Genomic DNA, 26,298 nt, shown 5'->3' on the forward strand with positions numbered 1-26,298 from the left:
CGTTCAATCAACAAGCGTTCAATCGCGCCCCTGGCGCAAGCGCTCGGTCATGCCCGGTTCATCCCATGTCGGAAAAAAAAAGGGGTAAAACGAGCGCTCTCCCCCATGTTGCTCCATCAAGCCGCCATACTTGCGGATCTGCGCCCCCATGTAGTCGAGATCGAGCCGTAGCAGCACGGCCGGCGCCCCCACGCGCGTACACTCGCGTTCGCCACCGAAGTCGCGAAAACCCAGCATGCGCTTGTAAAACACGACGTGGCGCGGATTGACTTCAATCACATAATCAGTAAAGCCATGGATATTGTGGGCATAGATATAAGAAATATGAATCAGCGCCGCAAACACGCGCTTGCTGACGCCCTTGTCGATGGCCAGGCGCGACGGTTCGCACAGGCGCCGGCCCTCGGCGCGCAGCAGGTCGAGCTTGTCGCGGAAGTTTTCATCGGCTGGCAAGCCCGCCTCGTGATCGTCCAGGCAAAGCGTCATGGTGCCGACGGTGGTGCCGACCGTTTCCGCAAACAGGGTGATTTTGTTCAGCGCATGGGCGACGGCGGGGTCGACGGCATAGCCGCGCCAGCCGTACATCTTGCGGATCAGCAAGCTGGCCGCTTCGCGCCGTCCGCGCGAATTGGCCATGCGGATATGAAAGCGCTGCAGATCGAGCTCGTGCTCCATGGCCGGGTCGATCGTCCCCTCGCCCACCAGCAGGTTGCTGAAACCGGCCGGGGTGTCGAAGGAAATAATAGGTTCATCTTCAAAAGTCATCGTGTCCTCACGTAATCGGCTGCCGTCGAGACGGACTGAAGCCAATGTCTTGTGACAAGATCAAAACTGAAGAAGTTCCCGCGATGACTAAAAAAACAGAAGAAATATCTTATTTAATAGCAAAACAACACCATGAAATTTGCCAAAAAGTACAAAGCAACACACAAAGTGCTGCCTTGAACGCTCTGGCGTGCTGACTAGAAAAAACTCTCCGGTATCAACAGGACATCGCCGGGCCGCATCATGACGTTGGCCGAAATATCGCCGTCTTTCAATAAATCGTCGAGCCGCACGCGCAGTTGCTGCTGGCTGCCTTCGCGCATGCGGATGATGCTGGCCTTGTTGCCGGCGGCAAAATCGGTGATGCCGCCCACGGCGATCAGCACGTCCATCAGCGACATGCCCAGCCGATATGGCAGCGCCTGCGGCTTGGCCGCCTCGCCAATGACACGGATCTGCTCGCCATACGGCCCCGAGAAATTCGTCACGATGACCGTCACCACGGGCTGCTGGATGAACTTGCTCAAGGCCTGTTCGATATCGCGCGCCAGCTGGGTCGAGGTCCTGCCGCTGGCCACCAGGTCTTCCACCAGCGGCGTGGTGATCTTGCCATCGGGCCGCACGGCCACCGTCAGCGACACTTCCGGATTGCGCCAGACGATGATGTTGACGGAGTCGCCCGGCCCGATCAGATAGTCGTGCATGGGCGCGCTGTCGTCGGCGGGCGCCAGCGGGAGGCGCGAGCGGCAGGCGCCCAGCAGGCTGGCCGTGGCCGCCACGGCCAGCGTGTTGAATACGAATGCACGGCGAAACAGATTCATGCTGGGCCTCTTCGAGTCGATGGCGCGTCGGGTGGCGCGTAGGGCGGCACGTCAAACCGCCGGCCGCGCAGAAGCAGCCTGGGCCGCCAACTTCCTATGATTATGAAAACACGGCAAGTGAACCTTGAGGCGTATCAAGAAGCAATCATCTTGGGAAATCTTGCCCAACAGGCGCCCTATACTTTGCTCAACAAGCAACAAGCAACAACTGCATCGCAACGTCGCTTTCCGCGCCGCCGCCCCCGCCAAGCACCGTCACCTGAAGGAAGCGCCATGGAGGAATTGCTACAGCAACTGCTTTCCAGCCTGAAAGGCATCTGGAAATACCGCTGGCATGCGTTGCTGGTGGCATGGCTGGTGGCCATTACCGGTTTCATCAAGGTCATCAGCCTGCCCGACGACTATCAAACCAGGGCGCGCGTGTTTGTCGATACGCAAACCATCCTCAAGCCCTTGCTGTCCGGCATGACCAGCGTGCCCAACGCGGAGCAGCAGGTGGCCATCATGAGCCGCACCCTGCTCAGCCGCCCCAACGTCGAGCGCGTCATGCGCATGGTCGACCTCGACCTGGGCTCGAAAACCGTGCGCGAACACGAGGCGCAGCTTGATGAATTGATGGGGCGCATCAAGATTACCGGCACGAATGCCTTCGACATCTACACCATCAGCTACAGCGGGCGCGACCCGAAACTGGTGCGCGACGTGGTGCAAAGCCTGCTGACCATTTTTGTCGAAGGCAGTTTCCAGGGCAAGAAAGGCGATTCGCAGAAGGCCGTGCAATTCATCGACGAACAGATCAAGAATTACGAGGACAAGCTCAGCGCGGCGGAAAACCTGGTGAAGGAATTCAAGCTGCGCAACAACCTGCTGCTGCCGCGCCAGGGCATCGACTATGGCAGCCAGCTGCTGATGTCGTCCGATAGCCTGAACAATGCCAGGCTGGAACTGCTCGAGGCGGAACAGTCGCGCAAGGCGATCCAGAGCCAGATCGAAGGCGACGAGCCGGTGCTGGACCTGGAACCGAGCGCGGCGGGCATCACCAATCCCGAGCTCGACGAGCGCATCGCCTCGCTCAACAAGAACCTCGACAGCCTGCGCATGCAATTTACGGAATTGCATCCCGACATCATCGCCTCGAAACGCCTGGTCGCCCAGCTGGAACAGCGCAAGATAGAGGAAAGCAAGCTCAAGGCGGCGTCCGGCGATCCGGGCAAGAATTACAGCCCCATGCTGCAGCAATTGAAGGTGGCGCTGACGGATGCGGATGCCAAGGTGGCCGCCATCCGCGCCCGCGTGCAGGAATATGGCGCGCGCAACGCGCGATTGCTGGCGCAAAGCAATGCCGTGCCCGAGGTGGAGTCGCAACTGGCGCAACTGAACCGCGACTACGTCATCAATAAGGAAAACTATGAAAAGCTGATCGGCCGGCGCGAAGCGGCCAAGCTGTCGGGCGAACTCAGTTCCACCACCGACATGATGGCCTTCAAGATCATCGATCCGCCCACCGTGCAATACAAGCCCATCGGCCCGAACCGCGCGCTGTTGTTCAGCGCGGCGCTGGGCGCGGCGCTGGTGGCCGGCATCGCCGCCGCCCTCCTGATCAGCCAGGTACGCCCCACCTTCCTCAGCCCGGCCGAACTGCGCGATGCCACCGGCTTGAACGTGCTAGGCACGGTATCGATGAACTGGACCGCGCTGCAGCAGGTGCGCCGGCGCCGCGCCCGCTACGCCTTCGGCGCCTGCCTGGGCAGCCTGTTCGTGCTGTACGGCGGCATCATGACGGCCGTGCAGCTCAAATTCTAGACCACGCCACGGGAGCGACGATGAGCAGCAAGGACAGTCTTAACGGCATGCAGGAGCCGCACATCCTGGGCGTGGCCGAGAGCGGCGTACATTACGCTGCCGGGGACCAGGGCGCAGCGGCTGCGCTGGCAGCGGCGCAACTGTCGCCGCGTTACCGGGAACTGAACCTGGCCCGGCTGCAGGAGCAAGGCATGCTGACGCACGACGGCGGGCGCAGCGGCGTGGCCGAAGATTTCCGCATCATCAAGCGCCCGCTGCTGCGCCAGGCGCGCGCCAGCGGCAGCGATGCCGTCCGCCACGGCAACCTGATCGTCGTCACCAGCGCCATGCCCGGCGAAGGCAAAACGTACTGCGCCGTCAACCTGGCCATGAGCATCGCCATGGAAATGGACATCACGGTGCTACTGGTGGACGCCGACGTGGCGCGCCCGTCCGTGCTGAAAGTGCTGGGCCTGGCGCCGGAGCCGGGCCTGATGGACGTGCTGCTCGACCCGCAGCTGGCCATGGCGGACGTGATCCTGAAGACCAACGTGGCCAACCTGAGCATCTTGCCGGCCGGGCGCAGCAACAGGCATGCGACGGAATTGCTGGCCAGCCGCGCCATGAGCCGCCTGCTGGCCGAGATCGCCAGCCGCTACGCCGACCGCATCGTCGTCTTCGACTCGCCGCCGCTGCTCATCACCAGCGAAGCCCACGCGCTGGTGGGGCAGATGGGGCAAGTGGTGATGGTGGTGGAAGCGGAAACGACGACCCAGCACGCGGTCAAGGAAGCGCTGCGCCAGATCGAAGCGTGCGAACACATTCATTTGATCTATAACAAGACCAAATCGTTCCCCGGCAACGAGTATTATGGCTACGGCAATTACGACTAGCGGCCGCGCGCCGCCGCTGTTGTCACCGCTGTTGTCACCGCTGTTGCCACGCCTGTTGCCGCTGCTGCTGTCATTGCTGCTGCCCGTGCCGGCCTTTGCTGTCGACTGGCTGGTGCAGCCCTCGATGCGGGTGCGCGAAACGTACACCGACAACGCCCTGCGCACCCCAGGCAGCCAGCAGCAGTCTGACTTCATCACGGAAATCGCGCCCGCCATCGCCCTCATCGGCAGCGGCCCACGCCTGCACGTGCACCTCGACTACAGCTGGCACAAGTTCCTGTATGCGCGGCGGGCCGATACGGAGCAGCATCAATTGCGCGCCGCAGGCGAGGCCGAACTGGTCAAGGACTGGTTCCATGTCGATGCGGCCGCCAGCGTCAGCCGGCACAGCATTTCGCCATTCGGCCCGCAAGTGATCGATGCGCTGCCCGGCAACAGCAACGAGAGCACGCTGCGCACCACCAGCATCAGCCCCTACCTGCGCCACCGTTTTCGCGGCCTGGCGACGGCCGAGCTGCGCTATACGCGCAATAGCATGGCCAGCGGCGGCGAGCTGCGGTCCATGCACAGCGATACAGTGGCGCTGCTGCTGAGCGGCGAACCGCACGGCGGCGGCTGGACCTGGAACGCCAGCCACGACGCGCGCCGCACGCAGGACAGCAAGCTGGCGCCGCTGCGCATGCAGCGCAGCAGCGTGGGCTTGCGCTACCCGTTCAGCAGCAAATGGTCGGCCACGGCCAGTGGCGGCATGGAGAAGGAAGGCTATGAGTCGACTACGGGCCAGGCGCCGCAAGGGCGCTTCTGGTCGCTGGGCGGCGTATGGACGCCGTCGCCGCGCACCAGCGTCGCCTTCAGCGCGGGCAAGCGTTTCTTTGGCAACACGTACAGCCTGGACGCCCATTTCCTGCAGCGCCAGACCAACTGGCAACTGAACTACAGCGAAAACATCACCAGCATGCCCGCGCAATTGCTGCGCCTGGGCGAGCGCGATGCGGCCAGCCTGCTCGATCAATTGTGGCGCAGCGCCTTCCCCAACGCCCTGGAACGGGGCCTGCGCATCGACGCGTTCCTGCGCGACGCCAACGGCCTGGGGCCGGAACTGGGCGCCCTCAATTACTTCAGCCACCGCTATTTCCTGCAAAAACAAGTCAAATTGACGATGGCGCGGGCGACGGCAAAAAGCACGCTGATCGCCGGCCTGAGCGCCGTCGACCGCACGGCGCAGACCAGCAGCGGCATCGACAGCGCCTTGCTGCCGGGCCTGGACTTCGGCAGCGAAGAGCGCACGCGCCAGGTGGCCGGCAACCTGGGCTGGAGCTGGCAGGCATCCTCGCGCAGCAGCCTCAATCTGAATGCCGGCTACGCCAGCGTGCGCTCGCTGAGCGTGCCCCGGCGTGACGGCAACGCCACCGTCACGGCCGGCTACAGCCGCATCATGCAGCGCAAGATGACGGCCAGCATCGACCTGCGCCACACACGCCACACCAGTACGCGCGGCGGCAATTACCGCGAAAACAGCGTCAGCGCCACGCTCAACATGCAATTTTAAGGAGGCCGCAGCATGCCCGACCCAGCGATTGTGCCCATCTCTCCCACCTTGCCCACCTTGCCCGCCCCGCCCGCGCACCTGCTGTGCGTGGTGGCCGCGCGCCCCAACCTGATGAAGATGGCACCCATCCTGGCCGCTCTGGCGCGCCAGGCACCCACGCTGCGCGTGACTTTATTGCATACAGGGCAACATTACGACCCGGCCATGAGCGGCCAAGTGTTTGCCGACCTGGGCATGCGCGCGCCCGACATCGCACTGGGCGTCGGTTCCGGCAACCACGCGCAGCAGACGGCCGAGATCATGCGCCGTTTTGACGCCGTGCTGGGCGAACTGCAGCCCGCGCCCGGCGCCGTGCTGGTGGTGGGCGATGTCAACTCCACCCTGGCCTGCGCTCTGGTGGCGGCCAAGCGGGGTACGCCCGTGATCCACGTCGAGGCGGGCTTGCGCAGCGGCGACCGGCGCATGCCCGAGGAAATCAACCGCGTGCTGACCGATCAGTTGTCCGACCTGCTGTTGACGAGCGAAGAAGGCGCGCGCGCCAACCTGCTGCGCGAAGGCATCGCGCCCGAGCGCATCCATTTTACGGGCAATGTCATGATCGACAGCCTGCGGCAGCAATTGCCGCGCGCCACGCCGCCCGCCGCCACCCTGCGCACCCACGGCCACGCCTGCCCGGGCGCGTATGGCTTGCTGACCCTGCACCGGCCGTCGAACGTGGATGATGGTGCCCAGCTGGCGGCCCTGCTGCAGGCGCTGGGGCAACTGTCGAGCCAGCTGCCGCTGCTGTTTCCCGTCCACCCGCGCACCCGGGCCAGCTTGCGCCAGGCGGGCCTGGAAAGCTTGCTGGCGCGCCACGCCATTACGTGTTTGCCGCCGCTGGGCTACCTGGAAATGCTGGGGCTGATGCAGGCGGCGCGCCTGGTGCTGACCGATTCGGGCGGCATCCAGGAAGAAAGCACGGCGCTTGGCGTGCCGTGCCTGACCCTGCGCGACAATACCGAGCGGCCCGTTACCGTGGCCGAGGGCACGAACACCATCGCCGGCACGGACCCGGCCACCATCGTGGCGCTGGCGCGCGCCATCCTGGACACTGGCGGCAAGCGCGGCCGCATTCCGCCGCTGTGGGACGGCCATGCGGCCGAGCGCATCGCCGCTGCCATCGTGCCCTGGCTGGCCGCGCGCCGGGCGCTGCCATGATGACGCCTCTGCAGGCGCGGGGGGAGGGGCAGGTACAGCTGCGCAACGCGCTGACCGTCGATGTCGAGGATTATTTCCAGGTTTCCGCCTTTGCGCCGCACATCGCGCGCGCCGACTGGCCGCACCTCGAATGCAGGATAGAGGCGAATATCGAGCGCATCCTGCTGCTGCTGGAAGCGCGCCGCATCCACGCCACCTTCTTTACCCTGGGCTGGATCGCCGAGCGTTATCCCACCCTGCTGCGCCGCGTGGCGCAAGCCGGGCACGAGGTGGCCAGCCACGGCTACGCCCACTTGCGCGCCAGCGAGCAGTCGCCACGCCAGTTCGCCGACGACGTGCGCCACAGCAAGACTATCCTGGAACAATTGACGGGGCACGCCGTGCTGGGCTACCGCGCGCCCAGTTTTTCCATCGGCGCGGCCAATCTGTGGGCCTTCGATGTGCTGCAGGAAGCGGGCTACCGCTACAGTTCCAGCATCTACCCGATCCGCCACGACCATTACGGCATGCCCGATGCGCCCCGCTTCGCCTGGCGCCCGCGCGGCCCGCAAGGCGTGCTCGAATTGCCCGTCAGCACCGTGCGCGTACGCGGACGCAACTGGCCGGCGGGCGGCGGCGGCTATTTTCGCCTCTTGCCGTATCCACTGTCGCGCTGGCTTTTGCGGCGTATCAATTCGCTCGACGGGCAAGCTGGCATATTCTATTTTCATCCCTGGGAACTCGATCCTGGCCAGCCGCGCCCGCCAGGCCTGAGCGCCAGGACGCGCTTTCGCCACTACCTGAACCTGGGGCGCATGGAAGCGCGGCTGGTGCGCCTGACGCGCGACTTCGCCTGGGACCGCATGGACCGCATTTTTCTTGAGAGCACATGATGCACATGATGCACGAGGCCAGCCTTCCTCTCGACCGCCCGCCGCGGCCCGTCGCCACGGCGCCGCGCCCGGGCGCCATCAGCGTCCTGCAATTGCAGCAGCACGACCATGCGCGCTGGGATGCGTTTGTCCTGGCGTGCCCGGACGCGACCTTCTTTCACCGCGCCGGCTGGCATACCATCCTGCAGCAAGGTTTCGGCCACGACAGTTATTTCCTGTACGCCGAGCAGGACGGGCGCATTGCCGGCGTGCTGCCGCTGGCGCATCTGCGCAGCCGCCTGTTCGGCTCCGCGCTGGTCTCGCTGCCATTTTGCGTGTATGGCGGCATCGCCGGCGGCAGTGCTGCGGTGCGCCAGGCGCTCGATGAGGCGGCGCAGGCGCTGGCGCGGCGCCTCGGCGTGGGCCACCTGGAATACCGCTGGCGCGAAGAACAGGACATCGACGCTGCGCGCTGGCTGCACAGACCCCTGTATGCGACGTTTCGCCGCCCGCTGCACGCAGACGCCGAACAGAATCTGCTGGCGATTCCCCGCAAGCAGCGCGCCGTGGTGCGCAAGGGCATCGCCAACGGCTTGCACAGCGCCATCGATGTCGACCTCGGCCGTTTTTATCCCATCTATGCAGCCAGCGTCCACCGGCTGGGCACGCCCGTCTTCGCGCGCCGCCATTTCGCCCTGCTGCGCACGGTGTTTGGCGCCGATTGCGAGATTCTCAGCGTGTATCAGGGCGGGCAAGTGCAGGCCAGCGTATTGACGTTTTATTTCCGCGATGAAGTCTTGCCCTATTACGGCGGCGGCAGCGTGCTGGCGCGCAGCTCGGGCGCGAACGACTTCATGTACTGGGAAGTGATGCGCCGCGCCGGGGCGCGCGGCTGCCGCCAGTTCGATTTCGGCCGCAGCAAGCTGGGCACGGGCGCCTACGACTTCAAGAAAAACTGGGGCTTCACGCCGCAGCCCCTGCCCTACGCTTATCAATTAGTGCGCGCCAGCAGGCTGCCCGAGGTCCATCCCTCCAATCCAAAATACGCGCTGTCGATCCGCGCCTGGCGCCGCCTGCCGCTGCCGCTGGCCAACTTTCTGGGGCCGCATATCGTGCGGCAGCTGGGCTAAGCAACTGGGCACACTATGCGCGAACTCCTTTACCTTACGCACCGCCTGCCGTATCCGCCCAACAAGGGCGACAAGATACGCTCGTGGCACATGCTGCAATACCTGAGCCGGCATTTCCGCGTCCACCTGGGCTGCTTCATCGACGATGACGACGACTTGCAGCACACGACAACGGTGGCCGCCCTGTGCGCCAGCACGCGCTTCATCGGCCTGCAGCGGGGTGCGGCCCGCTGGCGCGCGGCGCAGGCGCTGCTGTCGCGCCAGTCGATGAGCGTGCAGTACTACCGCGACGCACGTCTGCTGCAATGGGTCGCTGGCGTGCTCTCTGGCGGCAAGGTGCGCCACGCGCTGGCCTATTCCGGGCCCATGGCGCAGTACCTCGACGGCGGCGCGGGCTGCCCGCTGCACCGCGTGATCGACTTTGTCGATGTCGATTCGGACAAGTGGCGCCAGTATGGCGACAGCAAGCCCTGGCCCATGTCGCAGCTGTACCGGCGCGAAGCGCGGCTGCTGCTGCAGTACGAACGCCATATCGCCCAGCAGTTCACGGCCGCCAGCTTCGTCTCGCCGGCCGAGGCGGCCCTGTTCCGCCAGTGCGCCCCCATGGCGCGCCGCAAGACGGGGCATTTCAGCAACGGCGTCGATGCCGATTATTTTGCACCAGAGGCCGCTGGGGCGCCAGCCGGCCCGTATGCGCCCGGCGCGCAAGTGCTGGTATTTACGGGCGCCATGGATTACTGGCCGAATATCGACGCCGTGCAATGGTTCGTGCGCCGGGTCTGGCCGGCCCTGAGGCGCCAGTTTCCGCAACTGCAGTTCTATATTGTCGGCAGCGGCCCCACGGCCGCCGTGACGGCGCTGGCCCGCGTGGCCGGCGTGACGGTGACGGGCAAGGTGCCCGACATCCGCCCTTACCTGGCGGGCGCGGCACTGGCCGTGGCGCCCCTGCGCATCGCGCGCGGCGTGCAAAACAAGGTGCTCGAAGCGATGGCGATGGGCAAAATCGTGCTGGCCACGCCGCAGGCACTCGAAGGTATCGCCGCCCAGCCCGGACTGGAACTGCTGCTGGCGCGCAACGATGCGGAATTCATCCACCACGCGGCGCGCGTGCTGCGCAATCTGCACGGCGCCAACGGCGGCAATGGCGACTGTGGCAGCGCCGGCCATGCCGCTGGCAGCGCGGCCATCGGCATGGCGGCGCGCCAGCTGGTCTTGCAAGACTATGACTGGGAGAAAAACTTGCAGGCACTGGGCGCCATGCTGGGCTTGCCAGCAGACGCGGGCGCAGGCATCAGCCGCACTGCCGCCATGCAGCAGGCCTCGCGGGAACCGTCCACATGAGCGCGCGCCTGGACAGCATCGCCGTCATGCCGGACGCCGCTGTCCTGCCCGCCGGCCGGCGCCACCAGGCGCTGGCCGCCCTGCTGCTGGCGCTGATACTGGCCGCCACCGTGCTGCTGTACCACGCCACCTTCTGGTCGATGCTGGAACTGTGGTCGCGCTCGCAAACCTTCGCGCACGGCTACTTGATCGTGCCCATCAGTGCCTGGCTGGCCTGGCGCCGCCGCTCCCAGCTGGCCGCGCTGGCGCCCCGGCCATCGTGGCTGGGCCTGCTGCTGCTGGCAATGCTGGGCCTGGCCTGGCTGCTGGCCGACGCCGCCAACGTGCAAGTGGTGGAACAATATGCGGCCACGGCCATGCTGCCCGCCTGCGTGCTGGCCATCCTCGGTCCGGCGGCCGTGCGCCTGCTGGCATTTCCATTGGCGTATCTGTTCCTGGCCGTGCCGTTTGGCGAAGTCTTCCTGCAACCCTTGATCGACTTCACTGCCAGCTTTACGGTGATGGCGCTGCAACTGACGGGCGTGCCCGTATTCCGCGATGGCAGCAACTTTTCTTTGCCAACTGGCAACTGGTCAATCGTCGAAGCGTGCAGCGGCTTGCGCTACCTGATCGCCGCCCTGGCCCTGGGCGCCCTGTTCGCGCATCTGCATTGTCACAGTACGCGCCGGCGCCTGGCCATCATGGCCGCCGCCCTGCTCGTCCCCATCGTGGCCAATGGCGTGCGCGCCTACCTGATCGTCATGCTGGGCCACCTGAGCAACATGCGCCTGGCCGTGGGCATCGACCACCTGGTCTATGGCTGGCTGTTCTTTGGCCTGGTGGCGCTGCTGCTGTTCGGGCTGGCCTCGCGCTGGCGCGAACCGCCGCCGCTACGCGCGCTGCCATCCGTGCCTGCAAGCGCCGCCAGGGCCGATATGCGCGCGAATATACCCGCCCTCGTGCGCGCCAGCCTGGCGTGCCTGTTTCTCGCTGCGCTGTGGCCAGCGCTGGCGTGGGCCAGCCACCGGGGCGACAGCGGCGCGCCAGTTGGCAGCGTATTGGCCTTGCCCGATCCGGCGCCCTGGCAACGCCTGTCCGGCGTGGTTCCCGCATGGCAGGCGCCGTTTGCGGGCAAGCCCGCAACATTTGCCGCCAGCTATGCGCGAGCAAGCGATGGCGGCGTGCAAGCGGGCGTACAAGCGGGCGTACAAGTAAGCCTGCAACTGGCCTGGTATGCGCGCCAGGCACGCGACGCCGAGCTACTGGCGCACCAGAGCCTGCCGTATGGCGCGCGCTGGACGCCGCTGGCGCACGGCAAGCACACGGCGCAACTGGCACACGGCCCATGCAGTGTGCGCGAAAGCGTGCTGGCGCAAGGCAGCGAACGCCTGCTGGTGTGGCGCCTCTACCGTCAGGGCGGCGTCGTCACCGCTGAACCGGTGCTGGTCAAACTGCTGCTGGCCAAAGCCAAGCTGCTGGGCACACGCCAGGATGGCGCGGACATCATCGTCTCGGCTACCTACGACGAGCTGGCGCCGCCGCCGCGTGCGGCACTGCAAGCCTTCCTGGAGGCGGCGCTGCCCGCCATCGAACAACGCTTGCAGGAGTTGCCGCATGGCCCCTGATACCGATTCTGAGACCAACGCCGCGCCCCTGATCGTGCACGTCATCCACCAATTGGATGTGGGCGGACTGGAAAACGGCCTGGTGAACCTGATCAACCACTTGCCGCCCGGGCACTACCGGCACGCCATCGTCTGCCTGACCAACGCCACTGCGTTTCGCCAGCGCCTGACGGCGCCCGGCGTCGACATCATCAGCCTGGGCAAGCGCGAAGGCAAGGATTGGCGCCACTATCTGCACCTGTACCGGGTGCTCAGGCAATTGCAGCCGGCGCTGGTGCACACGCGCAACCTGGGCTGCATCGAGGCGCAGCTGCTGGCCTGCCTGGCCGGCGTGCGCCTGCGCGTGCATGGCGAACACGGGCGCGACATCAACGACTTGCACGGCACCAGCCGCAAATACCGGCTGCTGCGCAAATGCATGCTGCCGTTGGTGCAGCATTTCATCGCCGTCAGCGCCGACCTCGGGCAATGGCTGGTGGACGCCATCGGCGCCGCGCCCACGCAGGTGTCGCACATCGGCAACGGCGTCGACAGCGTACAGTTCCACCCGCGCCTGGGACCTGCCGCCGCCGTGGGCCCGCCCGGCTTCCTGTGCAACGGCGCCTTCGTCATCGGCAGCGTGGGCCGCATGGCCGCCGTCAAGGATTACCGCTCGCTGGTGCAGGCCTTCCTGTTGCTGCTGGCCCAGCCTGGCGCAAGCGCACGGCTGCGCCTGCTCCTCGTCGGTGACGGCCCCTGCCGCCAGGAATGCCTGGCCATGCTGGAGCAGGCAGGCGTGGCCCACCTGGCCTGGCTGCCCGGCGCGCGCGACGACGTGGCGCAACTGCTGCGCGCGATGGACCTGTTCGTGCTGCCATCCCTGGCCGAAGGCAGTTCGAACACCATCCTCGAAGCCATGGCCACGGGCTTGCCCGTCGTCGCCACCCTGGTGGGCGGCAACGGGGAACTGGTGCAGTCGGGCTGGAGCGGCACCCTGGTGCCATCCGGCTCGCCTGAAATGCTGGCCGACGCCATGTTTGATTACTGCAGCATGCCGGAGCTGGGCCCGCGTCACGGCGCGCGCGGGCGGCGCCAGGTGCTGGCCGAGCATAGCCTGCCCGCCATGGCCGGCGCCTATCTGGCCGTGTACGACCGCCTGACGGGCGCGCACCAGCCGTCGCCCTTGTCCACCCTACCCTGAAAGGCACCCCATGTGCGGCATCTCCGGCATCTTTGATTTGCAGGGCCAGCGCGACGTCGACCCGCTCCTGCTGGCGCGCATGAACCACAGCCTGCAGCACCGCGGCCCCGACGAAGGGGGCATGCACCGCGAGCCGGGACTGGGGCTGGCGCACCGGCGTTTGTCCGTGATCGACCTGGCCAGCGGCCAGCAGCCGCTGTTCAACGCCGACCGGAGCATCGCCATCGTCTTCAACGGCGAGATCTACAATTACCGCGCCCTGATGGCCCAATTGCGCCAGCTCGGCCACCAGTTCCGCACCAGCAGCGACACGGAAGTCATCGTCCACGCCTGGGAACAATGGGGCGAACAGTGCGTGCAGCGCTTGCGCGGCATGTTCGCCTTCGCCCTGTGGGACCGGCGCCGCCATGTGCTGTTCCTGGCGCGCGACCGCCTGGGCGTGAAACCCCTGTATTACGGCGAGGCTAGCGACGGCACCATGCTGTTTGGCTCCGAACTGAAGGCCCTGCTCGCGCATCCGGCCATGCCGCGCGCGCTCGACCCGCTGGCGGTGGAAGAGTATTTCGCCTACGGCTACGTGCCCGAGCCGCGCAGCATCTTCCAGCAGGCGCGCAAGCTGCCGCCCGGACATACCCTGTCGATCCGCGCCGGCCAGCCGCTGCCCGCGCCGCAGCCCTACTGGGACATCCCGTTTGCGCCAAATCCGCCGGCAAGCGAGGCGCAGGCGGCCGACGAATTGCTGGCGCGCCTGCGCGAAGCGGTGCGCATCCGCATGGTGGCCGAAGTGCCGCTCGGCGCATTTTTGTCGGGCGGCGTCGATTCAAGCGCCGTCGTAGCCCTGATGGCGGGCGCCAGCGCCACGCCCGTCAACACCTGTTCCATCTCGTTCGGCGACCCGGCGTACAACGAGGCGCACTACGCGAGCCTGGTGGCGCGCCGCTACGGCACCTTGCACCACGCACGGCAGGTGGAGCACGACGATTTCGAGCTGATCGACCTGCTGGCCAATCTGTATGACGAGCCGTTTGCCGACAGTTCGGCCATGCCCACTTACCGCGTCTGCCAGCTGGCGCGCCAGCGCGTCACGGTGGCGCTGTCGGGCGATGGCGGCGACGAAAGCCTGGCCGGCTACCGGCGCTACCGCCTGCACACGCGCGAAGAAAAGGTGCGTGGCCTGCTGCCTGCCGGCCTGCGCCAGTCGCTGTTCGGCACCCTGGGGCGGCTGTATCCGAAGGCCGACTGGGCGCCGCGCTTCCTGCGCGCCAAGACCACCTTCGAAGGCCTGGCGCGCGACACCACGGAGGCGTATTTTCACAGCGTCAGCCTGCTGGGCGACGCCATGCGCGCGCGCCTGTTCAGCCCCGAGCTGCGGCGCAGCCTGCACGGCTACCGCGCCGTGGAAGTGCTGCGCCGCCACGCGCTGGCCAGTCCCGCGCAAGATCCGCTGTCGCAGGTGCAGTACCTCGATCTGAAGACCTACCTGCCCGGCGACATCCTCACCAAGGTGGACCGCGCCAGCATGGCCCATGCGCTGGAAGTGCGCTCGCCCCTGCTCGACCATGAACTGGTGGCGTGGATGTCCGGCTTGCCGGCGCAGCTGAAACTACGCGGCGGCACGGGCAAATACCTGCTGAAAAAAGCCCTGCGCCCGCTCTTGCCCGACGCACTGCTGTACCGCCAGAAGATAGGCTTTTCCGTGCCGCTGGCCCACTGGCTGCGCGGGCCGCTGCGCCAGCGCCTGCAACAGCGCCTGCTGGGTCCCACGCTGGCGCAGTGCGGCCTGTTCGACATGGACTACGTGCGATTGCTGCTCGAGCAGCACGCCAGCGGCCGGCGCGACTACAGCGCGCCCTTGTGGTCGCTGCTGATGTTCGAGGCGTTTTTGCGCCAGGTGCTGCCGCTCGATGCGCACAAGACCCCAGCGCCCGCGCCGGCCATGGCGATGGAGTAAAAACATGCGCATCCTACACATCCTCGACCATTCGCTGCCCCTGCACAGCGGCTACACCTTCCGCACCCTGGCCATCTTGCGCCAGCAGCGCGCGCTGGGCTGGCAAACCATGCAGCTGACCGGCGCCAAGCAGGGACCGGCCGAGGCGCCGCAGCAGCTGGTCGACGGCTGGCATTTCTACCGCACGCCATCGGGCACGCAGTGGTGGACGCGCCTGCCCGTGCTGCGCCAGGTGGCCGTGATCGTGGGACTGGCGCTACGCCTGCGCCAGCTGGCGCGCCAGCTGCGGCCCGACATCCTGCACGCGCACTCGCCCGCGCTGAACGCCATCGCCGCCATCAATGCGGGCCGCGCGCTGGGCATCCCCGTCGTGTATGAAGTGCGCGCCTTCTGGGAAGACGCGGCCGCCGACCATGGCAGCAGCCCGCCCGGCGGTCTGCGCTACCGGCTCACGCGCGCGCTGGAAAACCACGCGCTGCGCCGCGCCGACGCCGTCACCACCATCTGCGAAGGCTTGCGGCGCGAACTGTGCGCGCGCGGCGTGCCGGCGCATAAGATCACCGTCATCCCGAACGCCGTCGATGCGGCCGCGTTCCATGCCACGCCAGAGCCCGCGCTGGCGCACAGCCTGGGCCTGGCTGGCCATCCCGTCATCGGCTTCATCGGCTCGTTTTATGCCTATGAAGGACTGGCCCTGCTGCTGCGCGCCATGCCGCGCATGCTGGCCGCGCAGCCGGCGCTGCGGCTGCTGCTGGCCGGCGGCGGGCCGCAGGAAGCAGACTTGATCGCCCTGGCGGCGCAGCTGGGCATAGGTGGCGCCGTCGTGTTCGCGGGCCGCGTGCCGCACGCGCAGGTGGCCGCGTATTATCAGCTGGTCGATATTTGCGTGTATCCGCGCCTGGCCATGCGGCTGACGGAACTGGTGACGCCCTTGAAGCCGCTCGAAGCGATGGCGCAGGGGCGCCTGGTGGTGGCTTCCGACGTGGGCGGCCACCGGGAACTGATCGAGCATGGCAAGACCGGCATGCTGTTTCGCGCCGGCGACGCCGAAGCGCTGGTGCAAGCCGTATTGACCTTGCTGCTGGCGCCTGCCAGCTGGCCGGCGCTGCGGCGCCAGGCGCGCGCCTTTGTCGACACGCAGCGCAACTGGGGCGCCAGCGTGGGCCGCTATGCCCCAGTGTATGCGCGCCTGGCGGCACCAAAGGGAGAGCTGCCATGATGTTCACTGGGCTGCGCATCGCGCTGGTGGGTCCGCTGCCGCCGCCGGCCGGCGGCATGGCCAATCAAACGGCGCAACTGGCGGCGCTGCTGCGTGCAGACGGCGCGCAGGTGCAGCTGCTGGCCGTCAACGGCCCATGCCTGCCGCCCTGGCTGGCGCGCATCCGCTACCTGCGCGCAGCGCTGCGCCTGCCGCTGCACCTGTGGCGGCTGTGGCGCACGGCCGATACGGTCGACCTGCTCCACATCATGGCCAATTCCGGCTGGTCCTGGCATTTGCAGGCCGCGCCCGCGCTGTGGATCGCCAGCCTGAAAGGCAAGCCATCGGTACTCAATTACCGGGGTGGCGAGGCTGCGGCCTTCCTGGCCCGCTCGCCGCGCCTGGTCTCGATGAGCTTGCGCTGCGCCAGCACCATCGTCGTGCCCTCGGCCTTCCTCGCCGGCGTCTTCGAACAATACGGCCACACGGCGCACATCGTGCCCAATGTGGTCGATTTGCGCCGTTTTGCCCCCGGCGCCGTAAGCGCGGCAACGCCTGACGCCCCATGCATCGCGTCTTGCATCCTGGTGGCGCGCCACCTCGAAGCGCTGTACGACAACGCCAGCGCCGTGCGCGCGTTCGCCATCGTGCGCGAAGCCTATCCCACGGCGCGCCTGGTGCTGGCGGGCGGTGGCCCCGAACGGACGGCGCTGGCGCAGCTGGCCACCTCGCTGGGCGTGCACGATGGCGTCACCTTTGCCGGCCATGTGGATAACGCCGCCATGCCCGCCCTGTACCACGCCAGCGACATCGTCCTCAATCCCAGCCTGGCCGACAACATGCCCATTTCCGTGCTCGAAGCGCTCGCTTGCGGCGTGCCCGTCGTCAGCACCAATGTGGGCGGCATCCCGGCCCTGCTGCAAGATGGCGTGACGGCGATGCTAGTGCCACCCGGCGATGCAGCGGCCATGGCGCAAGCGATCATCACGCTGCTGCGCGAGCCGCTGCGCGCCCGCGCACAAGTGGACGCCGGCCTGGCGCACGCGGCCAGCTTCGACTGGCAGCGCATCGCGCCGCTGCTGGCCACGCATTACCGCCGCATCCGCGCCACGCCGCGCCCGGGCCGCTACACGCGCCTGGTCGCCCGCTGGCTGTTTCCCCTGCATGAATGGCTCAAGGGCCACCACAGCGCGCGCTTGCTGCGGCGCATGGAGCGCTCGCAATGGTGGAGTGCGCAGCAGCTGCAAGACTGGCAGCTGGCGCGCCTGCGCGACCTGCTGCGCCATGCGGGCGAGCACGTGCCGTACTACCGCGAACTGTTCGCCCGCAGCGGTTTTGATCCCGCCCGGGTGCAGCAACTGGCCGACCTGGCCCGTTTGCCGCTGCTGCGCAAGGCGGACATCGCCGGCGCGCGCGAGCTTTTCAAATCGTCATGCGCCGTGGGCTTGCGTCCGTTCGCCACGGGCGGCTCCAGCGGCGAGCCGCTGCTGTTTTTCCTCGGACGGCGCCGCATCAGCCACGACATTGCCGCCAAGTGGCGCGCCACGCGCTGGTGGGGCGTGGATATCGGCGACCGCGAAGCCGTGCTGTGGGGCTCGCCCATCGAACTGCATGCGCAAGACCGCGTGCGCCGCCTGCGCGACGCGCTGCTGCGCACTACCTTACTGCCCGCCTTTGCCATGTCGCCTGCGCGCCTGGCCGGCTACATCGCGCAGCTGCGCCGCGCCCGTCCGCGCATGCTATTCGGCTATCCGTCAGCCCTGTGCCGCATCGCCAGCCACGCCAGCGCGCACGACCTGACGCTCGATGGCCTGGGCGTGAAAGTGGCGTTCGTGACGGCCGAGCGCCTGTACGACGAACAGCGCGCGCAGATCGCCGGCGCCTTCGGCTGCCCCGTGGCGAATGGCTACGGCGGGCGCGACGCGGGCTTCATCGCCCACGAATGCCCCGATGGCGGCATGCACATCACGGCCGAAGACATCATCGTGGAAATCCTTGATGCGCATGGCCGCCCCGTGCCGGCAGGCGACTCGGGCCAGATCGTCGTCACGCACCTGGCCACGCAGGACTATCCCTTCATCCGCTACGCCACGGGCGACGTGGGTGCGCTGGGCACAAAACCGTGTGCCTGCGGGCGCCGCCTGCCGCTGCTGCAAAAAATCGAAGGCCGCAGCACGGATTTCCTCACGGCCGTCGACGGCACCGTCATGCATGGCCTGGCCCTGGTCTACATCGTGCGCGAACTGGCGCAGGTGCGCAGCTTCAAGATCATCCAGGAAAGCCTGCTGCGCACGCGCGTGCTGCTGGTATGCCTGCCGCGCCTGGACGACGCCACGCGCGCCGCCATCGTGGCCGGTTTCCGGGCCAGGCTGGGCGCGCAAGTGGACGTCGCCATCGAAGAAGTCGACGACATCGCCGCCGAAGCGTCGGGCAAGTACCGCTATGTCGTCAGCTGCGTGGCTTGACCCCGCCCCAAAAACAGCCTGTTCACCGTGAGGTAGCCGCCATGGATCGTGACCGCATCCGCTCGAACCAGTTCCTGGTGCTGGGGCTGACCCTGTGGCTGGCGTTGAATCTGACTTTCCGCTGGCTGTACTGGCCCATCTTCCAGTCGCATGGACCGTTCGGCATCGCGCAGCCATCGCTGCCCGACTTGGCGCTGCTGCTGGCCTGCACCTTGTGCAGCACCTTGCTGTTCGCGCTCGTGGGCCTGCTGCTGGGCGCCGTGCATGCGCGCTGGGGCGCCGCGCTCATCGCCGTGTACGCGGCGCTCTCGCTGATCGCGCTGGAAGCGGACATCGGCTGGTATGCCATGTCGAAATCGCACGTCACCCTGGGCGACCTGCAGCTGTTCCTGACGCAAAGCTGGCAGCACCATTTCGGCATCCAGCGGCACGATATCTGGCGCTTTTACCGCGTCGCCTGCGCGCACCTCGCCGCCGTTGGCCTCATATACTATATGCACCGCCAGCTGCGCCGCCATGCGGCTGCCCGCCCCGTGCTGCGCAGGCTGCAGGCCATATGTGCATGGCGCCACGCCTTCGCCCTGCTGCTGGTGCTCGTGCTGCTTGGGCAGTCGTACACGATGCTGCGCCGGGGCGGCGAATACGCGCGCACCGTGTGGGACATCGCCGCCAGCGCCAATCCATACTACATTTCGGCGGCCGACCGCTGGCTGCGCGAAGCGCGCCTGCCAAACACCTTCGTGCGCTTCAACGCGCGCTTGCAGGCCGCAAGGGGCCAGGCGAGAACCTTGAAACCACTTGCCCTCCCCGCCAGCCTGCCTCTGCGCCCGGCACCGTTAGCACAGGCGAGGCGGCCCGACATCCTGTTCCTCACCATCGAAAGCTGGAACGTGAACCTAGCCGACCAGCGCAGCATGCCGTATTTTTCCTCGCTGGCGCAGCGCTGCCACATCGGCACGAACCATTATTCGGGGGCGAACCAAACTGAATTGGGCATTTTGAGCCTGCTGTATGGCGACCCGACCGTCTTCTTTGCCGGCTACCGCCAGCATGCTGCCATCGTCAGGCAATCGCCATACATTGAAGCGCTGGGCAAGCTCGGCTACCGCACGGGCCGCGTGGTCAGCGACATGACCCAGCAAAATACGATCCCCCGCTACCTGGCCAGCTTCAACCAGGCCGAAGTCGTCAACCAGCAAGACTGGGAAAATATCCACACCATCGCCGCGCGCCTGCGCCATCCGGACCCCGCCTTCATCCACGCGCATTACTACGCCACGCATTATCCCTACCTGCACGCACCGCATTTCTCGGCGCACCGGCCGGAAACGCCGTCCCAGTTCAATTTCCAGAGCAGCAACCTGGCGCAGGAGCGCAGCGCCATCATCAACCGCTACCGCAATACCCTGGGCGAACTCGATGCCTGGCTCAATACCTTGCTGCAGCAGATTGACCTGGCGTCCACCATCGTCGTCATCACGGGCGACCATGGCGAAGAAATGTTCGAGACGGGCCGCCTGGGCCACGCCTCGACCCTCGACGCGCCGCAAATCCGTACCCCGCTGGCCATCTGCGCCCCCGCCTCGCTGGCCACCACTGCGGGCGCCTCGGCCCAACTTTCTTCGCACGCCGACATCTTCCCCACCATCTTCGACATGCTCGGCTTTGAGCACCGCCTGTCCATCATGGGACGCTCACTGCTTGGCCAGCAGCGGCCACGAGTCGCGCTGGTGTCCAAGCAAAACCACGGCAAGACGCCCGTGCAGTGGGCCGCCGTCACGCCGGCGGGCACGCTCTACCTGACCCTGGCCAGCGACGGCACCTTCGCCGCCACCGGCAGCGACGCGGCGCTGGAAGTGGCGCTGTCCGGCACGCCGGACGGCGCCAGCGGCGCGCAGGTGGAACGCCTGATCATCGGCACGGTGCTGGCGGCGGAGCGGGAATTGCGGGCGACAAAACGCCAGAATCCGTGAGGGAAGGAAAAAAGGGGGGCGTGCATCCTTTCACTAAAATCGACACAGGGCTTGACCATCAAAGGGCAAGCCCATTTGTCATTTACCAGTCGTCTAGTCGCTGTTGACTCGCTTGCGGCAAAAAAATTGGGCGCGGGCGGAAACGCCTTGCGCTACACTGGCATTTCAAACAAGGGGAAATCATGGCGTCACAGCAAGGCACGGTGGATTTTTTGCTCGACCAGTTGGGCGGCGCGGGCGGCGTCAGCGCCAGGAAGATGTTTGGCGAGTATGGCCTGTATTGCGACGGCAAGATGTTTGCCATCGTGGCCGACGATCAGTTGTTCATCAAGCCGACCCCGGCGGGGCGCGACTGGATCAGCGCGCAAGGCGCGCCGCAGGAAGCGCCGCCCTATCCGCAAGCCAAGCCGTACTTCCTCATCGATGGGGGGCTGTGGGACGAGCGCGACTGGCTGAGTCAGCTGGCACGGCGCACGGCGGACGCGCTGCCGCAGCCGAAACCGAAGCCGCCGCCCAAGGCCAAGGCCGCGCCGAAAGCAGCACTTAAGGCAGCACCTAAAGCGAAAAAATAAGCGTCAGGCGGCCAGCACGCTGTTGTCGCACGCCTTGCCCTGGCGGAAGCAGTCCAGGTTATGGTACGTGATGGCGGCGATTTCGCGCAGCGCTTCGATGGTAAAGAAGCCCTGGTGGCCCGTCACCAGCACGTTCGGGAACGTCATCAGGCGCTGGAAGATGTCGTCGTCGATGATGTCGGACGAGTGGTCCTGGAAGAACAGATTGCTTTCCTGCTCGTAGACGTCGATGGCCAAGGAGCCCAGCTGGCGCGATTTCAAGGCTTCGATGACGGCGCCCGTGTCGATCAGGCCGCCGCGAGAAGTGTTCACCAGCATAGCGCCCTTCTTCATCAGCGGCAAGGTGGCCGCGCTGATCATGTGGCGCGTGCTGTCCATCAGCGGGCAATGCAGGGAGACGATGTCGGATTCGGCCAGCAGCTGCGGCAATTCCACCATGGTGCCCAGTTCGGCAAACGCGGGCGCCGGATACGGGTCGTGGCCCAGCACCTTGCAACCGAAGCCCTTGAAAATGCGCGCCGTGGCCAGGCCGATCTTGCCCGTGCCGACGATACCCACCGTCATGCCATGCAGGGTCGAGCCGAGCAAGCCATCGAGCGAAAAATTGCCTTCGCGCACGCGGGCATAGGCGCGGTGCGTGTGGCGGTTCAGGGTTTGCACCAGGGCCAGCGTGTATTCGGCCACCGCTTCGGGCGAATACGCGGGCACGCGGGCGACGAAAAAGCCCAGGCGCCTGGCCGTTTCCAGGTCGAGGTTGTTGTAGCCGGCGCAGCGCAGCAGGATGGCGCGCACGCCGTAGCCGTGCAGGGCTTCCAGCACGGGCGCGTCGAGCACGTCGTTGACGAAGACGCAAACGGCCTTCGCACCTTGCGCCAGCACCACGGTTTCCTGGCCCAGCAAGGCGCTGTGGAACACCAGTTCGATCCCATCGGCATCGGGCTGGGACGGCAAGGCTTCATCGAAGAAGCGGCGGTCGTAGGGCTGGCTGGCAAAGAAGGCGATTTTCATGGGGCGTCCTGGAAAGAGAACCGGCGTAAAAACATGCCGGATAACAAAACGCCATCATAACGCAGCCGCCGCGCCCCTTGCGTACGCCTGAAAGCGCCCCTGAAGCCGCGCCTCAATGCGGGATGCGCGGCCCGTTCAGCACTTGCTGCACATACGCCGTCTCCTGCGCGTGTTCGACGTGATAGCGTTCGCGCGCGGCGCGCATGGCCGCGTGGTGGGCGTCGACATTCGCATTGCTCAGTTCGACGCCGAAATCGGCCGGCGGCACGATGTCGCCGCCAAACAGGCGCGCCAGGATCATCCGGCCCACGTTGTCCCGGTAATGCGACACTTCCCAGTAGTAGCGCATCTCGCTCTTGCCGCTGGCCAGCGGGATCGGGTCGGTGGTGACGCTGTTGAAACCGGAGAAATCATACAGGCGCACGTCGCAGCCCTGCTTGCGGTGGCGTTCGACCAGTTGCACCAGCCCACGCTGCCAAGCCTGCATGGCATCCCACTTGCCGCGCCAGTGCAGCACGTCCATCGTCAGCGCATGCGTGGGGTTGATATACATGCGCAAGCGCATGCTGCCTTGGCACAGCTTGCCGATGCTGGCGTCGAGCGCGGGCGTCGATGGCGGCGTCGGCCCTTCGCCATCGCCGAACTCCTGCAGGCGCAGGGGAATCGCATGGGCCGCGCCGCCCCAGCCCTTCATGCGGCTGATGACGCACGTCTCGTCGCGCTGGCCAAACAGCGCCAGGCTGGACAGGCAGACGTCGCCGAAACTGCCGCCGAGGATGCGCAAGCTGTCCTGCGTCATGTCCACCGTCAGGCCCCGCTTCAGGTTGAGCAAGGCGCGCCGGGCGAAAAATGCGTTGTCGGCGCCCGTCAGGCCATCTTCCACGCGGGCCGAGCCCAGGTCGAGCGAAAAGGTGGGTGCGTCGACGCCCCACACCATGGTCTCGATGCGGCTGACCTTGGCCGCATGCTCGGCCAGCCGGATGGCGTCGCCCAGCGAGGCGCCCGAGACGGCGCTGTTGAACACGCTCTTGTCGGGGAAAGTGGCTTGCGCGCGGGTGGGCATGCCCATTTCCGTGCGCGAATTGCCGATGTAGATGATGGCGGGCCGGTAGCGCGCCACGGCGTAGGTCTTGCCCCAGGCGGAGAGTTTTTCATTCGTCGGGCGCAAGCGCTGCAGCAAGGGACTGTCCCACTGGTGCAGCAGGTAAGGGTCGACCCGGTAATTCATGGCCGAGACGGATGCCAGCACCAGGAAGGCGCAGGCGAAGAAGCAAACGAGGTAGCGGCGCGAAGAAGTGTTCATGACGTGTCCATGATCAGAATTGGAAGTAGAGAAATTCGGTGACCCGGTTCATGCCGAAGATGCAGGCGATGAAGAGCGCGGCAAAGCCCAGGCTCCAGCTGCGCGTGGGGCGCCAGTTGAAGGCCCAGCGTCCTTCGGGCTGAAATATTCTTTCAATGGCAGGCTCATAGTGAAAGAAAATTTCTTGCGTATTCGGTGCCTTGAAGGCCAGCACGATGGCCAGCAGCAGTACCGGCAAGCCCGGCCCCTCCAGTTCGATCCAGCGGATGCCGTCGAACGCAGGCTGCCAGCCCCATTGCGCCAGGCTGGCCGCATGGCTGCCCAAGCCGCGCGGCAGGCTGACGCCATTTGCGCCCACCAGCGCGCCCAAAATATCCCAGGCCGTGGCCACGTCGGGCGAACGGAAGAATATCCACGCCAGCATGACGGCGAAAAAGGTCAGCAAGGTTGGCCACCAGCGCGGCAACCAGCCCCCCGTGGCCGCGCCAAACACGCGCCGCCACGCCTGCTGCACCACCAGGAACAGGCCGTGCAAGCCGCCCCAGATGACAAACGTCCAGCCGGCGCCATGCCACAGGCCGCCCAGCAGCATGGTCAGCATCAAGTTGCGGTAGCGGATCGCCTCGCCGCGGCGGCTGCCGCCCATGGCGATGTATAAATAGTCGCGCAGGAAACGCGACAAGGTCATGTGCCAGCGGCGCCAGAACTCGGTGATATTGACGGCCTTGTACGGCGAATTGAAGTTCAGCGGCAATTTCACGCCAAACAGGCGCGACAGGCCGATGGCCATGTCGGAATAGCCGGAAAAGTCAAAGTACAGCTGGAAGGTGTAGGCCAGCACGCCGATCCACGCTTCGATCAGGGCCGGCTCGGCGCCAGCGGCGAAGACGGGCATGGCCAGCGGCGACAGGTTGTCGGCGATCAGCACTTTCTTTGCCAGCCCGATGACGAAGATCGACATGCCGATGGCGAAGTTGGCCGCGCGCGGCTGGGCGTTGGCAGGGTCGGCGAACTGCGGCATCATTTCGCGGTGGTGCAGCACGGGACCGGCGATCAGGTGGGGGAAATAGCTGACGAAGAGCACGTAATGGATGAAGCGGTATTCGCGCACCTCGCCCCGGTAGCAATCGACGAGGAAGGCGATCTGCGTGAAGGTAAAGAACGAGATGCCGATCGGCAAGACGATGTCCAGGCCCGACCATGGCAGGCTGGCAGCGCCAGCACCGGTGGCGACGGCGACGGCATTGACGCTGTCGATGAAGAAATTCGCGTACTTGTACCAGGCCAGCAAGCCCAGGTTCAGCGCCAGCGCCGCCACCAGCACGCGCTTGCGGGCCGCGCCGGCGCGCGCGCCCATCAGGCGGCCGGCCCCGTAATTAACGGTGATCGAGGCCAGCAGCAGCGGCAGGTAGCGCACGTCCCACCAGGCGTAGAAGAACAGCGAGGCTGCCGCCAGCCAGATGGCAGGCGCCAGGCGGCGCCAGGCGGCCCCGGCCTTGTCGCCGGCTGGAGCCAGGCGGTCCAGCAGGAAATAGCCGGCCAGCACGATGGGCAGGTAGGCACACAGGAAAGCGAACGAATTAAACAGCATGGCTCCTCCTTGTTTCAATAGCGATAGCGGCAGCGGCGCCGGCATGCAGCTGGACATAACAATCGGCGAGCTGCGCCGCCACCCGCTCCCACGTAAAACGTTCCACCAGCGCCTGCACGCGGGGCCGCTCGGGTGCCAGCGCCAGCAGCTCGGTGATGGCCAGGCGCTGCGCGGCGCCATCGTCCCAGCGCACCTTGCGCAGCGCAAACGCGGAAGCGGGCAAGTCCAGCGCGCTGTGCGCCGTCATGACGACGGGCGTGCCGGCCGCCAGCGCTTCGAGCACGGACAAGGGGAACACTTCGCCCTGACTGGGCAAGGCCACCACCCCGGCCGCATGGTAGGCGCTGGCCAGCAGCGGGTCGGCATGCCCGAGCGCGCCCAGCCAGCTGACGTGGGGCAAATCGAGCAGTTGCTGCAGATACGTTTGCTGCGCGCGCGGCGCGGCGCCGATCAGCACCACGGGCAGGCCGGCGCCCCCCAAGGCCTGGGCCAGTCCCAGCTGGTTTTTATACGGCGAAATGCTGCCCACCATCAGCACGAACGGCCCGGCGATGCCCGTCGTGCGCCGGAACAGATCGCCATTGGCCGTGAAGAAATGCGGGTTGATACCGTTCGGCAAGACACGGATGGACGCGTCCGCCAAGCCGAAAGCGCGCACCAGGGCGTCGCGCTCGGCCTCGCCCAGTGCGATGACCACGTCGGCCAGCTGCAAGGCGCGCCGCGTCTGCGCATAGCTCGTTTGCACCATCCACTGCGTCATGCGTCCCGCCAGCCGGTCGGCCAGCCGTGCGCGCCAGGCGCTGGCACGGTCCCAGCTTGGCGGCAGCAGCGGCGACAGCACCACCGGCACGCCCAGCTCTCTGGCCGTCTCGACGATGCGGTAGGTGCCATTGCTTGCCGAAAACACGTGCAGCACGTCGAAATCGGCCAGCCGCTCGTGGTTGGCGTCGACCAGCTGCACCTCCAGCTGCACCGCCAAAGGCCGCGCCGCCTGCGCCTGCAGCCGGTTCAGCGCGGCGATGGTTTCGCGCACCTGGATCTGCAAGCCGCCGGCGCGCTGGAACAGCATCGGATAAGACAGAATACCGACACGCATGGTCATCCTTTCATCCCCCCGCGCCACT

At 66.5% G+C, this 26,298-nt stretch carries 20 protein-coding genes; 14 read left to right on the top strand and 6 right to left on the bottom strand.

Annotated features, from left to right (window positions below; genetic code table 11):
• Positions 1–18: 18 nt before the first annotated feature.
• Positions 19–765 (bottom strand): N-acyl amino acid synthase FeeM domain-containing protein, encoded by a 747-nt coding sequence (locus ACQ4W6_RS21140; RefSeq protein ID WP_436569135.1) that lies wholly within the window; start codon positions 763–765, stop codon positions 19–21.
• 197 nt (positions 766–962) lie between these two features.
• On the bottom strand, positions 963–1,586 hold the full coding sequence (locus ACQ4W6_RS21145) for an XrtA/PEP-CTERM system exopolysaccharide export protein (protein WP_436569136.1): 624 nt from the start codon (positions 1,584–1,586) through the stop codon (positions 963–965).
• 273 nt (positions 1,587–1,859) lie between these two features.
• On the opposite strand from ACQ4W6_RS21145, the gene ACQ4W6_RS21150 reads away from it, so the two are divergent.
• The 14 genes from ACQ4W6_RS21150 to ACQ4W6_RS21215 all read left to right on the top strand — a co-directional run bounded on the left by ACQ4W6_RS21150 (position 1,860) and on the right by ACQ4W6_RS21215 (position 21,272).
• Positions 1,860–3,389, top strand: coding sequence for an XrtA system polysaccharide chain length determinant (locus ACQ4W6_RS21150; protein WP_436569137.1), 1,530 nt, complete (start codon positions 1,860–1,862; stop codon positions 3,387–3,389).
• 20 nt (positions 3,390–3,409) lie between these two features.
• A complete protein-coding gene (locus ACQ4W6_RS21155) occupies positions 3,410–4,261 on the top strand; it encodes an XrtA-associated tyrosine autokinase (protein ID WP_436569138.1) in 852 nt (283 codons plus the stop codon).
• A complete protein-coding gene (locus ACQ4W6_RS21160) occupies positions 4,239–5,810 on the top strand; it encodes a TIGR03016 family PEP-CTERM system-associated outer membrane protein (RefSeq protein ID WP_436569139.1) in 1,572 nt (523 codons plus the stop codon). Before ACQ4W6_RS21155 ends, ACQ4W6_RS21160 begins: the two co-directional genes overlap by 23 nt.
• Before the next feature lie 12 nt (positions 5,811–5,822).
• On the top strand, positions 5,823–7,007 hold the full coding sequence (gene wecB, locus ACQ4W6_RS21165; protein WP_436569140.1) for a non-hydrolyzing UDP-N-acetylglucosamine 2-epimerase: 1,185 nt from the start codon (positions 5,823–5,825) through the stop codon (positions 7,005–7,007).
• A complete protein-coding gene (locus ACQ4W6_RS21170) occupies positions 7,004–7,879 on the top strand; it encodes an XrtA system polysaccharide deacetylase (RefSeq protein WP_436569141.1) in 876 nt (291 codons plus the stop codon). The genes wecB and ACQ4W6_RS21170 overlap by 4 nt, the downstream gene beginning before the upstream one ends.
• A complete protein-coding gene (locus tag ACQ4W6_RS21175) occupies positions 7,879–8,988 on the top strand; it encodes a FemAB family XrtA/PEP-CTERM system-associated protein (RefSeq protein ID WP_436569201.1) in 1,110 nt (369 codons plus the stop codon). The genes ACQ4W6_RS21170 and ACQ4W6_RS21175 overlap by 1 nt, the downstream gene beginning before the upstream one ends.
• A gap of 15 nt (positions 8,989–9,003) precedes the next feature.
• A complete protein-coding gene (locus ACQ4W6_RS21180) occupies positions 9,004–10,329 on the top strand; it encodes a TIGR03087 family PEP-CTERM/XrtA system glycosyltransferase (protein WP_436569142.1) in 1,326 nt (441 codons plus the stop codon).
• Complete coding sequence (gene xrtA, locus ACQ4W6_RS21185) at positions 10,326–11,933, top strand: exosortase A (protein ID WP_436569143.1); 1,608 nt, start codon at positions 10,326–10,328, stop codon at positions 11,931–11,933. Before ACQ4W6_RS21180 ends, xrtA begins: the two co-directional genes overlap by 4 nt.
• Complete coding sequence (locus tag ACQ4W6_RS21190; RefSeq protein ID WP_436569144.1) at positions 11,923–13,113, top strand: TIGR03088 family PEP-CTERM/XrtA system glycosyltransferase; 1,191 nt, start codon at positions 11,923–11,925, stop codon at positions 13,111–13,113. Before xrtA ends, ACQ4W6_RS21190 begins: the two co-directional genes overlap by 11 nt.
• A 10-nt stretch (positions 13,114–13,123) precedes the next feature.
• Entirely contained in the window at positions 13,124–15,064 is a 1,941-nt protein-coding gene (locus tag ACQ4W6_RS21195) for an XrtA/PEP-CTERM system amidotransferase (protein WP_436569145.1), read from the top strand.
• Positions 15,065–15,068: 4 nt separating this feature from the next.
• Positions 15,069–16,283, top strand: a complete 1,215-nt coding sequence (locus ACQ4W6_RS21200; protein ID WP_436569146.1) for a TIGR04063 family PEP-CTERM/XrtA system glycosyltransferase — start codon at positions 15,069–15,071, stop codon at positions 16,281–16,283.
• The gene (locus tag ACQ4W6_RS21205) at positions 16,280–18,727 is read left to right on the top strand and encodes a glycosyltransferase (protein ID WP_436569147.1); all 2,448 of its coding nucleotides are present in this window, start codon (positions 16,280–16,282) and stop codon (positions 18,725–18,727) included. Before ACQ4W6_RS21200 ends, ACQ4W6_RS21205 begins: the two co-directional genes overlap by 4 nt.
• Before the next feature lie 41 nt (positions 18,728–18,768).
• A complete protein-coding gene (locus ACQ4W6_RS21210; RefSeq protein WP_436569148.1) occupies positions 18,769–20,700 on the top strand; it encodes a sulfatase-like hydrolase/transferase in 1,932 nt (643 codons plus the stop codon).
• A 182-nt stretch (positions 20,701–20,882) separates the two neighbouring features.
• Entirely contained in the window at positions 20,883–21,272 is a 390-nt protein-coding gene (locus ACQ4W6_RS21215; RefSeq protein ID WP_436569149.1) for a TfoX/Sxy family protein, read from the top strand.
• Between the two features lie 3 nt (positions 21,273–21,275).
• On the opposite strand, the gene ACQ4W6_RS21220 is transcribed toward ACQ4W6_RS21215, so the two are convergent.
• The 4 genes from ACQ4W6_RS21220 to ACQ4W6_RS21235 all read right to left on the bottom strand — a co-directional run bounded on the left by ACQ4W6_RS21220 (position 21,276) and on the right by ACQ4W6_RS21235 (position 26,270).
• Positions 21,276–22,280 (bottom strand): 2-hydroxyacid dehydrogenase, encoded by a 1,005-nt coding sequence (locus tag ACQ4W6_RS21220; RefSeq protein WP_436569150.1) that lies wholly within the window; start codon positions 22,278–22,280, stop codon positions 21,276–21,278.
• Between the two features lie 112 nt (positions 22,281–22,392).
• Complete coding sequence (locus tag ACQ4W6_RS21225; RefSeq protein ID WP_436569151.1) at positions 22,393–23,583, bottom strand: hypothetical protein; 1,191 nt, start codon at positions 23,581–23,583, stop codon at positions 22,393–22,395.
• Between the two features lie 13 nt (positions 23,584–23,596).
• A complete protein-coding gene (locus tag ACQ4W6_RS21230; RefSeq protein ID WP_436569152.1) occupies positions 23,597–25,174 on the bottom strand; it encodes an MBOAT family O-acyltransferase in 1,578 nt (525 codons plus the stop codon).
• Entirely contained in the window at positions 25,164–26,270 is a 1,107-nt protein-coding gene (locus tag ACQ4W6_RS21235; protein WP_436569153.1) for a glycosyltransferase family 4 protein, read from the bottom strand. The genes ACQ4W6_RS21230 and ACQ4W6_RS21235 overlap by 11 nt, the downstream gene beginning before the upstream one ends.
• Between the last annotated feature and the right edge of the window lie 28 nt (positions 26,271–26,298).

It is taken from the genome of Janthinobacterium woesei (assembly GCF_051380875.1).
Taxonomy (GTDB): domain Bacteria; phylum Pseudomonadota; class Gammaproteobacteria; order Burkholderiales; family Burkholderiaceae_D; genus Janthinobacterium.